Origin of the sequence: Sphingomonas yabuuchiae (assembly GCF_001477495.1) — a bacterium.
Taxonomy (GTDB): domain Bacteria; phylum Pseudomonadota; class Alphaproteobacteria; order Sphingomonadales; family Sphingomonadaceae; genus Sphingomonas; species Sphingomonas yabuuchiae_A.
Map to the genome: position 1 here is coordinate 20,423 of NZ_LDTF01000073.1, position 11,168 is coordinate 31,590.

9 protein-coding genes are annotated in these 11,168 nt (G+C 66.4%); 2 read left to right on the top strand and 7 right to left on the bottom strand.

Annotated features, from left to right (window positions below; translation table 11 throughout):
• Positions 1-61: 61 nt before the first annotated feature.
• The 4 genes from glgB to ubiA all read right to left on the bottom strand — a co-directional run bounded on the left by glgB (position 62) and on the right by ubiA (position 7,044).
• On the bottom strand, positions 62-2,215 hold the full coding sequence (glgB, locus tag NS355_RS13080) for a 1,4-alpha-glucan branching protein GlgB (RefSeq protein WP_058746123.1): 2,154 nt from the start codon (positions 2,213-2,215) through the stop codon (positions 62-64).
• Entirely contained in the window at positions 2,212-4,644 is a 2,433-nt protein-coding gene (locus NS355_RS13085) for a glycogen/starch/alpha-glucan phosphorylase (protein WP_084787926.1), read from the bottom strand. Before NS355_RS13085 ends, glgB begins: the two co-directional genes overlap by 4 nt.
• Positions 4,645-4,737: 93 nt before the next feature.
• Positions 4,738-6,048 carry an Nramp family divalent metal transporter gene (locus NS355_RS13090; protein ID WP_058746124.1) on the bottom strand — a complete coding sequence of 437 codons (1,311 nt, stop codon included), beginning with the start codon at positions 6,046-6,048 and terminating at the stop codon, positions 4,738-4,740.
• 87 nt (positions 6,049-6,135) lie between these two features.
• Positions 6,136-7,044, bottom strand: a complete 909-nt coding sequence (gene ubiA / locus NS355_RS13095) for a 4-hydroxybenzoate octaprenyltransferase (protein WP_153008217.1) — start codon at positions 7,042-7,044, stop codon at positions 6,136-6,138.
• A gap of 102 nt (positions 7,045-7,146) precedes the next feature.
• On the opposite strand from ubiA, the gene NS355_RS19040 reads away from it, so the two are divergent.
• Complete coding sequence (locus NS355_RS19040; RefSeq protein ID WP_167345453.1) at positions 7,147-7,293, top strand: hypothetical protein; 147 nt, start codon at positions 7,147-7,149, stop codon at positions 7,291-7,293.
• Here NS355_RS19040 and NS355_RS13100 read toward each other — a convergent pair.
• The 3 genes from NS355_RS13100 to ppk2 form a co-directional block, all read right to left on the bottom strand.
• The gene (locus NS355_RS13100) at positions 7,290-8,297 is read right to left on the bottom strand and encodes a glycosyltransferase family 2 protein (protein ID WP_058746126.1); all 1,008 of its coding nucleotides are present in this window, start codon (positions 8,295-8,297) and stop codon (positions 7,290-7,292) included. The genes NS355_RS19040 and NS355_RS13100 overlap by 4 nt on opposite strands.
• A gap of 50 nt (positions 8,298-8,347) precedes the next feature.
• The gene (locus NS355_RS13105) at positions 8,348-9,358 is read right to left on the bottom strand and encodes a glycosyltransferase family 2 protein (RefSeq protein WP_209445087.1); all 1,011 of its coding nucleotides are present in this window, start codon (positions 9,356-9,358) and stop codon (positions 8,348-8,350) included.
• Positions 9,359-9,438: 80 nt separating this feature from the next.
• Positions 9,439-10,194, bottom strand: coding sequence for a polyphosphate kinase 2 (ppk2, locus tag NS355_RS13110; protein WP_058746128.1), 756 nt, complete (start codon positions 10,192-10,194; stop codon positions 9,439-9,441).
• A gap of 77 nt (positions 10,195-10,271) precedes the next feature.
• On the opposite strand from ppk2, the gene NS355_RS13115 reads away from it, so the two are divergent.
• A complete protein-coding gene (locus tag NS355_RS13115; protein WP_058746129.1) occupies positions 10,272-11,015 on the top strand; it encodes a 16S rRNA (uracil(1498)-N(3))-methyltransferase in 744 nt (247 codons plus the stop codon).
• The last annotated feature ends 153 nt before the right edge of the window (positions 11,016-11,168 follow it).

Here is an 11,168-nt window from a genome sequence, read left to right on the forward strand (position 1 = left end):
TGTGTTCATGTCGCAACGCACAGGCAAGGCGTTGGTATTCTTGGAAAAGTCTCGATCCAGATCAGCCGTCGAAGCGCAGCATGACGGTGGCCAGCGGCGGCAGCGTCACCCAGGCCGCGCCGTCATGCGCATCCACACCGCCCATATTGCCCAGCCCCGAGCCCCAATATTGGCTGGCGTCGGAGTTCAGCACCTCGGTCCAGCGGCCGTCATGCGGCAGCGGCAGGCGATAGGGCGCGCGGGCGACCGGCGTCATGTTGGCGATGACCGCGACCGGCTTTTCACCCGGTGCCTTGCGCAGCCAGGCGAAGACCGATTGCGCGCTGTCGTCGGCGACCAGCCATTCGAAGCCTTCGCGCTCGCAGTCGCGGGCATGAAGCGCGGGCGTGTCACGGTACAGATGGTTGAGGTCACGAACCAGCGAGCGGACGCCCTCATGCGCATGGCTGCACCGCAGATGCCAGTCGAGCGGACGATCTTCCGACCATTCCTCGCGCTGGGCGAATTCCTGGCCCATGAAGAGCAGCTTCTTGCCCGGATAGGCCCACATGAAGGCGTAATAGGCGCGAAGATTGGCGAATTTCTGCCAGTCGTCGCCCGCCATCTTGGTCAGCAGGCTGCCCTTGCCGTGGACCACTTCGTCATGGCTGAGCGGCAGGACGAAATTCTCGTCAAAGGCGTAATGCAGGCCGAACAGGATCTCGCCATGATGGTGCCGCCGATGCACGGGTTCGCGCGCCATGTACTGGAGCGTGTCGTGCATGAAGCCCATGTTCCACTTGAAGCCGAAGCCCAGCCCGCCGTCATGCGCGGGTGCCGAGACGCCCGGCCACGCGGTGGACTCCTCGGCGACGGTGAAGACGCCGGGATGCTGGCCATAGACCTGGCGGTTGACCTGGCGGAGGAACTCGACCGCCTCCCAATTCTCGCGGCCGCCCTGCTCGTTGGGCACCCACTCGCCGTCCTTGCGGCTGTAATCGCGATAGAGCATCGAGGCGACCGCATCCACGCGGATGCCGTCGATATGATAGCGCTCGGGCCAGAACAGCGCGTTGTTGACCAGGAAGCTCGCCACCTCGCGCCGCCCGAAATTATAGATGGCGGTGTTCCAGTCGGGGTGGAAACCCTGGCGCGGGTCCTCATGCTCGTAGAGGGCGGTGCCGTCGAAATGCGACAGGCCATGCGCGTCGGTGGGGAAGTGCGCGGGCACCCAGTCGAGGATGACGCCCACTCCGGCGCGGTGGGCGCCGTCGACGAAGCGCGAAAACCCCTCGACATCGCCGAAGCGTGCCGACGGGGCATAGAGCCCGGTCGTCTGATAGCCCCAGCTGGGGTCGTAGGGGTGCTCGGAGATGGGCAGGAATTCGATATGGGTGAACCCCATCTCGACCACATAGGGGATCAACCGGTCGGCCAGCGCATCCCAGCTGAGATACCAGCCATTCTCGTCGCGGTCCCATGACCCGGCATGGACCTCATAGATGCTGATCGGCACCCGGCGCGGGTCGATCTTCGACCAATGCTCGCGGTGCGGGGCGTCCTGCCAGACATGAGCGGGCGGGGCGGTCGTGACCGAGGCGGTCTTGGGGCGAAGTTCGGCGGCAAAGGCGAAGGGGTCGGCCTTCATCGGCTGTTCCGCGCCATGCGGGCCGGTGATGGCGAACTTGTAGGCGCGGCCCTCGCCGATATCGGGGATGAAGATTTCCCACACGCCGACATCCAGCCGTCGCCGCATGACATGGCGGCCGGGGTTCCAGTCGTTGAAGTCGCCGACTACCGCGACCCGCTCCGCATTGGGGGCCCAGACGGCGAAGTGGACTCCCCCCACGCCCTGATGCTCGATCAGGTGCGCGCCCATCTTGTCATAGAGGCGGAAGTGATTGCCTTCGCCCATCAGGAAGTCGTCGAGGGGGCCGAGGACCGGGCCGAAGCTGTACGGATCGGTGATCCACCACTCCGCGCCGTGACCCCGCGCGCGGTACTTCACCGGCTGGGCAGGGCCTTTGACGGCTCCCTCGAACAGGCCGCGCGCATCGACGCTCTGCAAATCGCCCAGTGTCGTGCCGGACAGGTCGAAGGCCGTGACCTCCTCCGCACCCGGCACCAGCGCCCGCAGGAACGTGCCGCCCGGTCCTTCATGAGGTCCCAGCAACGCGAAGGGATCGGCGTTGCGGCCCTCGATCAGGGCATCCAGAGCGGCACGGGGTGGCTTCACATCACGTTCCAGATTTCCTCGGCATATTGCCGAATGGTGCGATCGGAGGAGAACCATCCGACTTTCGCGACATTGTGGATGGCCGAGGTCGCCCAGCCCGCCTGGTCCTGCCAGCGGGTGTCGACGCTGCGCTGCGCGGCGGTGTAGGCGTCGAAATCGGCGGCGACCATGAACCAGTCGCCATCGTACAGCCCGCCCATCAGCCCGGCGTAGCGGCCGGGATCGTCGGGCGAGAACACGCCCGAGGCGATGGCGGAGACGGCCTGGCGCAGTTCCGGGCTGCCCTCGATCACTTCGCGCGGGTTGTACCCGTCGCGGCGCTTTTCGGCGACCTCGTCGGCGGTCAGGCCGAAGATGACGATATGATCGTCGCCGACATGTTCCTTGATCTCGACATTGGCGCCGTCGAGGGTGCCGATGGTCAGTGCGCCGTTGAGCGCGAACTTCATGTTGCCGGTGCCCGACGCCTCCATGCCCGCGGTCGAAATCTGTTCGGACAGATCGGCGGCGGGGATGATCTTCTCGGCCAGGCTGACATTGTAGTTGGGGATGAACCCGACCTTCAGCAGATGGCCGACGCTCGGGTCCGAATTGATCCGGCGGGCCACGTCATTGGCCAGTTTGATGACCAGCTTGGCATTGTGATAGCTCGAAGCCGCCTTGCCCGCGAACAGCTTGACGCGCGGCGTCCAGTCGCGCTCGGGATGGCTGCGGATCTGGTCGTACAGCGCCACCGTCTCGATGATGTTGAGCAACTGGCGCTTATATTCGTGGATGCGTTTGATCTGGACGTCGAACAGCGCATCGGGGTCTATGCGCAGCCCGCTCGATTCCCGGAGATAATTTGCCAGCCCCACCTTGTTGGAACGTTTGATGCTGAGAAAGCGTTCCCTGAAATTCGCGTCCTGCGCAAATTCCGTGAGCGCTATCAATTTTTCCGCGTCATCCTCGAAACCCGGTCCGATCGCCTCGCGGATCAGCGCGGTCAGTTGCGGATTGCATTGCTGCAACCAGCGGCGCGGGGTGATGCCGTTGGTCTTGTTGTTGATCCGCGTCGGATAGAGGCGATGCAGGTCGGCAAAGACCGTCTTCTTCATCAGCTCGGTGTGCAGCGCGGCCACGCCATTGACGCTGTGGCTGCCCGCAAAGGCCAGGTTCGCCATACGCACCCGCCGCTCGCCGCCCTCGTCGATCAGGCTGATCGCGGCGATGGCGCGGTCGTCGATACCCTCCAGGCCACGGGCCTCGCGCAGCAGCTTGGCGTTGATCGCATAGATCAGCTGCATGTGACGCGGCAGCAGCCGCTCGAACAGGTGCAGCGGCCAGCTCTCCAGCGCCTCGGGCAGAAGGGTGTGGTTGGTATAGCCGAAGGTGCGCCGGGTAATATCCCACGCCTCGTCGAAACCCAGATCGTGATGATCGATCAGCAACCGCATCAACTCGGCGACAGACACCGCCGGATGGGTGTCGTTCAACTGGATCGCCGCCTTGTCGGGCAGGGTGCGGATATCCTTGAAATACTGGATATGCCGCCGGACGATGTCCTGAAGCGAGGCGGAGGAGAAGAAATATTCCTGCCGCAGCCGCAATTCCTGCCCCGCGGGCGAACTGTCGGAGGGATAGAGGACGCGGACCAGCGTCTCCGCCGCCAGCTGTCCGGCCAGCGCGCCGGTATAGTCGCCCGCGTTGAAGCGATCGAGCCGGATGGGGTCGATCGCCTGTGCGGTCCATAGCCGCAGCGTGTTGACCCGCTTGCCGCGCCAGCCGACGACGGGCGTGTCGACCGCCACCGCCTCAACCGCCTCGGCGGGTTTCCAGTGGACCGCACCGCTCTCGGTCCCGATCACCTCGCCGCCGAAGCCGACGAAATAGGCGCTCTCACGCCGCTCGAATTCCCAGGGATTGCCATGGCTCAGCCAGGTTTCGGGCAGCTCGACCTGCCAGCCATCGTCGATGCGCTGGCGGAACATGCCGTTCACATAGCGGATGCCATAGCCATAGGCGGGCAGGTCGAGGCTGGCGAGGCTTTCCATGAAACACGCCGCCAGCCGCCCCAGGCCGCCATTGCCGAGCGCCGCATCGGGTTCGATCTCTTCCAGTTCGGCAAGATCGACGCCCAGCGACTGGAGCGCCCCCGCCACCTGCGCCATCACCCCCATGTTCGACAGTGCGTCGCGCAACAGCCGACCGATCAGGAACTCCAGGCTGAGATAATAGACCCGCTTGGCGCCCGCCGCATGCGCCTCGCGGGTGGAGGCCATCCAGCGCTCGATGATGTCGTTGCGGACGGTCAGGATGGTCGCGGCCAGCCAGTCGTGGCGTCGCGCATTGGCGGCGTCCTTGCCGATCCGGTGCACCAGCGTGTCGACGATGGCGTCGGCCAGCGGCCCGGTGTCGTCGACATGCAGGGTGGTGATGGTGGTCGTCATTGATTCGGGCGTCCCTGTCGATCCAGTCGCGTCCAGATTAACCGCGCAAGGGGTGAAGTCACGCGGCATTCCTTCGCAACTGCGAAAACGAGATCAGCCCGTTGCCAGACCCCATAACAAGGTCAGGTTAAGGCCGATGATGATCGCCGCAATGATCCAGGCCAGGATGCGCAGCCAGGCGGGGCTGGCAAAGGGTCCCATCATCCCCTTGTTCGCGGTGAAGCGGACCAGCGGAACGACCGCGAAGGGAAGCTGGAGGCTGAGGATCACTTGGCTGAGGACCAGCAGCTTCGTCGCGCCCGCCTGACCGCTGGCGCCGACGACCAGCACGGCGGGGACGATCGCCAGCCCGCGCGTGATCAGCCGCCGCAGCCAGGGGGCGAGCCGCAGGTCGAGGAACCCCTCCATCACGATCTGCCCGGCGAGCGTCCCCGTGACGGTCGAGTTCTGGCCCGAGGCGAGCAGCGCCACGCCGAACACGACGCTCGCCGCGCCCGCACCCAGCATCGGGGCGAGCAGGCGATAGGCCTGGTCGATCTCGGCGACATCGGTGCGTCCGGCGACATGGAAGGTGGCGGCGGCGACGATCAGGATCGCCGCGTTGATGAAGAAGGCGAAGAACAAGGCAACCGTGCTGTCGATCGTCGCCATCCTGATCGCATCGCGCTTGCCGTTCTCCGACTGGTCGAAGGCACGGGTCTGCACCACCGAGGAATGCAGATAGAGGTTATGCGGCATCACCGTCGCGCCCAGGATGCCGATCGCGATGTAGAGCATCGCCGGATCGGTCACGATGCGAGTCGTCGGGATGAAGCCCGCCATCACCGCGCCGGGGTCGGGGCGCGAGGCGATCAGCTCATAGAGGAAACAGCCGCCGATGATCAGGAGGAGCGCGATGATGAACGCCTCGACCTTGCGGAAGCCGTAGCGCTGGAGCGCGAGGATCAGGAAGACGTCCAGCCCGGTGATGAGCACGCCCCAGACCAGCGGCAGGTCGAACAGCAGTTGCAGCGCGATGGCGGTGCCCAGCACCTCGGCCAGGTCGCACGCGATGATCGCGATCTCGCAGAGCAACCACAGGATGCGCGAGACGGGCTTGGAGTAAGCCGCCCGGCACGCCTGCGCCAGATCCAGACCGGCGGCAATGCCCAGCCGCGCCGACAACGCCTGCAGGATCATCGCCATGATGTTGGAGAGCAGGATGACCGAGAGGAGCGCATAGCCATAGGCCGATCCGCCCGCGATGTCGGTCGCCCAGTTGCCGGGGTCCATATAGCCGACCGCGACCAGATAACCGGGTCCGGCAAAGGCGAACAACCGCCGCAGGAAGGACGCCCCTTCCGGAATGACGATCGAACGATGGCTTTCGGCAAGCGAGCGGGTGGCGGGCGTGGCTACGGTCATCGACCCTTGGTGTGGCGGAGTTTCCGAAACGCGACAACCCGCCAATGCGTTGCGACAGGTCAACAATCTTCCCCGTACCGGGGAGGATTACAGGGACGAACCCACCACCGCGCAGGCCAGCGCCATCAGCAAACCGGCAAAGCGATTCGACCGGAAGCGATACAACGCCCCCGCGCCATCGTCCGGATTCAGCGTCACGACCTGCCAGCCCAGATGCAGCGCCACCGGCACCAGCGCCGCGACCGCCAGCGGATCGGGCCGCACCAGCCATATCGCCCCAGCCCAGCACAGCACCGCCGCGAGGTAGAACGCCCCGACCCCCGGCTTCACATGCGCCCCCATGCGCAGCGCAGACGAGCGGACCCCGATCAGCGCATCGTCCTCGCGGTCCTGCAGCGCGTAGATGGTGTCATAGCCGATCACCCAGGCGATCGATCCCGCATAAAGCAGCCATAGCGGCGCGGAGAGTTCCCCCGCCACCTCGGCCCAGCCGACCAGCGCAGCCCAGCTGAACACCATGCCCAGCCATGCCTGCGGCCACCAAGTGATCCGCTTCATGAAGGGATAGGCCGCGACCGGCGCCAGGCTGGCCACCGCGACGATCGCCGCGAACGGCCGCAACTGGACGAGCACGACAAGGCCGATCAGACACAGCGCGACCAGCCAGATCGCCGCCAGCTTCACCGACACCAGCCCCGACGGGATCGGCCGCGCCCGTGTCCGCGCGACCTGGGCATCCAGATCGCGGTCGACGATGTCGTTGAACACGCAGCCCGCGCCGCGCATCGCGACCGAGCCGAGCAGGAACCACAGGACCAGCGGCCAGCGATCCGGCAGCCCGCCCGCCAGCGCGATCGCCCAGACGCCGGGCCAGAACAGCAGCCACCAGCCGATCGGCCGGTCGAACCGGGCCAGCAATGCCAGCCCGCGAAGCCGGGGCGGCAGGCGCCCGACCAGTCCCTTATGCTCGCTATCGGGTACGATCTCGACGGTCATGGGCTCGATGGTCATGGCATGCGGCCTATGACCGCGACCCGTGGCGCGCAAGGGCGTTCCCCGCTATCGTCGGTCCGTGTCTTCCCGCCATAGCCTCGCGTCATGATCGGCCTGTCGGTCGCGGTCGGCCGTTTCGTCGAGGCGCTGTTCTGGGCGATCCTGCGCGTCGCCGGGATGGTCGGGGGCGTGGTCCTGCTCGTCGGCGTCGTGCTGGGCGTGATGTGGTGGGCGATCCGGCGGCGGCGCTAGGCCGCGAGCATCGCCAGCTGTGAGCGGAGGACGTCCAGATTATGCTGCGCCAGATGGCTGCCGCGCCCCGACACGCCGCCTTCCAGATCGGGGCGCTCGCCGATCGCCAGACAGCGTTGCCATGCCCCCTCCGCCAGCGGCAGCCAATGCCCGATTGCATGGTCCGGATCGGCCATGGCCCGGTCGAGCAACAGGTCGCCCAGCACGAAGAAGAAGTCCGGCGATTCGGGCCAATGCGGCATTTCCCCGTCGGCCAGCGCCAGCGCCTCGTCCAGCCGCCCCGCCTTTGTCAGGACCGTGATCGCGGTGACGACCAGCTCGTGCCGCCAGTTCGCCTCCGCCGGGGTCAGCGCCAGGGCCCGTGCGAAATGGATGCAGGCCGCGTCCAGATCGTCGCGCATCCGGGCGTCGCGGGCGATCTGGTAATGGAGATACGGATCGTCCGGCTGCTCGGCCAGATCGCGCAGCAACAGGGCGTGGTTGCGCGTCTGCTTGGGGGAGATCTGCGCGGCCAGATAGCCGTCATGCGCGACATGCACCGGCAGGGGAAGGCGCGGCAGCGGTGATGCCACCTGCTCGTGCACCCGACCCTCGTAACGCGCGCCGCGCGGGATCAGTCGGGTGATCCAGCTGCGCGTCGCCGTCTCGCCATCGTCATGCAGGTTATGGATGCACACCCGCCCCAGCCGTGCCGGGCCATCGCACCATTGCCGCAAGGCTTCGCCGCCCGCGACCAGCCATTCGTCGGCGTCGAGCATCAGCGCCCAGTCGCTGTCGGCTAGGTCGAGAACATGATTGCGCGCGATCGAAAAACTGTCCGGCCAGGGCAGGTGATGCACTTCGGCCCCCGCGGCCTGCGCGATGGCCACCGTATCGTCGGTCGATCCGGTATCGAGGACCACCATCTTGTCGACCCAGGGCGCGACGCTCTCCAGGCAACGCGCCAGGCAGCGCGCCTCGTTTCGGACGATCAGGGTCGCGGCGATCGATACGGGTGGAGACATGGTACGCCTTGAGGCACAGCGATCGTAAAGAATGCCCTAAGACACTGATCTCAGGCGGCCAGCGTCGCCAGTTGCGACTGCACGATATCGAGGCTCTGCTGCGCCAGATAGCTGCCGCGTCCGGCGACGCTTCCGTCCAGATCGGGTCGCTCGCCGATCGCGAGACAGCGTTCCCATGCCGCTTGCGCCAGCGGCAGCCAATGGTCGATCGCCTGTTCGGGGTCGGCCAGCGCCTGATCGAACAATATGTCCCCCAGCACGCAGAAATAGTCGGGCGAATGCTGCCAATGCGGGAATTCGGCATCGGCCAGCGCCAGCGCCTCGTCGCGCCGCCCCATATAGGCCATCAGCGTCATCGCGCTCGTCACCAGCGGATGCCGCCAACCGGCATCGTGCGGCGCGGTCGCCAGCGCGCGTTGCAGATAGTCGCAGGCGGTCGGAAGATCGCGCCGCGCCTGCGCTTCCATGCCGAATTGGAACATCAGATAGGGATTGTCCGGCCGCTCGGCGAGTTCGCGCTGCAACAGCTGGTAGTTTCGGTCGATCTTCCTGGCCTTCTGCGCCGCGAGATAGCCGTCATGCCCGACATGGATCGGGCTGGGGGTGATCGGCAGAGCAGAGACGACCTGTTCGTGGATGCGCCCCTCATAATAGATACCGCGCGGCAACAGGCGGGGAATCCAGCTGCGCGTCGGTTGGGCACTGCCCTCCGTTTCGTTCTCGATACAGACCGATCCCAGCCGCGGCGGCCCGGCGCACCAGCGACGGAGCTGCTCGCCGCCCGCGCTGATCCATTCATCGGCATCGAGCATCAGGTTCCAATCGGCATCGGCGCAGGCCAGCACATGGTTGCGCGCCTCGGCGAAATCGTCCGGCCAGGGCAGGTGATGTACCTCCGCCCCCGCCGCCCTGGCGATGGCGACGGTCCGGTCGGTCGATCCGGTATCGAGCACCACCATGCGATCCACGAACGGCGCGACGCTCTCCAGGCAGCGTGCCAGGCAGCGTTCCTCGTTGCGGACGATCAGGGTCGCGGCGATACGGGGGGCAGGGGGCAACATCCTGGGCGGTCCTCGACGCTGGGGATTTGCGCGCACGCTATCCCCGCCCCCATGAAGATTTGCCTAATGCAACCGTAACCCTATTTGGCCAGCCGCCCGTCCTCCAGCGCCGCCATGTCGAAGGGAAACAGGATCTCCGGGTCGGGCGCCTTCACGTCGTCGGCGATGGCGGCCGGGGCGATGGCGTGCAGGATATGGCGGATGATCGCGATCCGGGCATCCTTCTTGTCATCGGCGCGCACGACATGCCAGGGCGCGAAGGGGGTGTGGGTGCGGGTCAGCATCGTGTCGCGCGCCGCCGAATAATCGGCCCATTTGGCCTGCGCCACCTTGTCCATGTCGGACACCTTCAGCGCCTTGAGCGGATCGGTGCGCCGCGCTTCCAGCCGTTCTTCCTGTTCCTTCTTCGAGATGTCGAGCCAGATCTTGACCAGCCGGATGCCGCTTTCGACCAGCATCCGCTCGAAATCGGGCGCGTCGCGCAGGAATGCCTCCTGCTCGGTGGCGGTGGAGAAGCCCATTACCACCTCGACGCCCGCCCGATTGTACCAGCTGCGGTTGAAGATCACGATCTCGCCCGCGGCGGGCAGGTGCGTGGCATAACGCTGGAAATACCATTGGGTCCGTTCGCGATCGGACGGCTTGGGCAGCGCGACCACGCGGGTGGCACGGACCGAGAGATGCTCGGTGATCCGCTTGATCGTGCCGTCCTTGCCCGCCCCGTCGCGGCCTTCCAGCACGATCACCACGCGCTCGTCCGATCCCGCCATCGCCATCTGGGTGCGCACCAGCGCGAGTTGCAGCGACTCCAGTTCCTCTTGGTAATGTTTGCCCATCGGTGCCTCCTTTGGGGGAAGAAACACCCGAAGCCGCAAAAGTGGCAAGTGTCGCGTGACCCGTGTAAGCCAAGCCCATGCCCGCTACCCCCGCCTGGCCGCCGCAATCCACGCCCCGCCTGTTCGTCGACCAACCCCTGGCCGAAGGGCCGATCCGTATCGATGGTCCGGCGGCGCATTATCTGGTGTCGGTGATGCGCACCAAGGTCGGCGATCCGGTCAAGCTGTTCGACGACCGCACCGGCGAGTGGCTGGGCGTCGCCGCCTCGGTCGGCAAGCGCGACCTGACGCTGGACGTCACCGAACGGCTTCGCGAGCGGGAGGCGGTGCCCGATCTGTGGCTGTGCGCCGCGCCGCTGAAAAAGGGCCGGGTCGACTGGCTGGCCGAAAAAGCCTGTGAACTGGGCGTGGCAAGGCTGGTCCCCGTCGTCACCCGCCGCACCGTGGTCGACAAGCCCAATACCGAACGCCTACGCGCCCACATGATCGAGGCGGCCGAACAATGCGGCCGCACCGCCTTGCCGGAAGTGGCCGAGCCGGTGAAGCTGGCGGCGTGCTTGCGCGACTGGCCCGGAGAGCGCGCGCTGTTCTTCGCCGACGAGACCGGCGGCGTGCCCGCACTGGAAGCAATGCGAGCCCATCACGGCCCCGCGGCGATCCTGATCGGCCCCGAAGGCGGCTTCGACGCCGAAGAGCGCGAGGCGATCCGCGCACACCCCGCCGCCATCGGCATCGGTCTTGGTCCCCGTATCCTGCGCGCCGACACGGCGGCGGCGGCGGCGGTGTCCCTCTGGATGGCGGCCACGGGCGACTGGCGTTGATTCAGCCTATGGCGTGGACGCTTCCGCGCGCGTAAGGCGCGGTTCATGAGCACCAAGACCGCGAGCACAGCCAAGAGCGCCATCATCGAGTCGCGCGACCAGTTGATCGCCAGCTTCGCGCGCGGCGAAAAACCCAGCGATCGCTGGCGGATA

Coding starts and splice junctions, on each gene's coding strand:
- NS355_RS13085 (WP_084787926.1), bottom strand. CDS start 4,644: ATGACGACCACCATCACCACCCTGCATGTCGACGACACCGGGCCGCTG.
- NS355_RS13090 (WP_058746124.1), bottom strand. CDS start 6,048: ATGACCGTAGCCACGCCCGCCACCCGCTCGCTTGCCGAAAGCCATCGT.
- ubiA (WP_153008217.1), bottom strand. CDS start 7,044: ATGACCGTCGAGATCGTACCCGATAGCGAGCATAAGGGACTGGTCGGG.
- NS355_RS19040 (WP_167345453.1), top strand. CDS start 7,147: ATGATCGGCCTGTCGGTCGCGGTCGGCCGTTTCGTCGAGGCGCTGTTC.
- NS355_RS13100 (WP_058746126.1), bottom strand. CDS start 8,297: ATGTCTCCACCCGTATCGATCGCCGCGACCCTGATCGTCCGAAACGAG.
- NS355_RS13105 (WP_209445087.1), bottom strand. CDS start 9,358: ATGTTGCCCCCTGCCCCCCGTATCGCCGCGACCCTGATCGTCCGCAAC.
- ppk2 (WP_058746128.1), bottom strand. CDS start 10,194: ATGGGCAAACATTACCAAGAGGAACTGGAGTCGCTGCAACTCGCGCTG.
- NS355_RS13115 (WP_058746129.1), top strand. CDS start 10,272: ATGCCCGCTACCCCCGCCTGGCCGCCGCAATCCACGCCCCGCCTGTTC.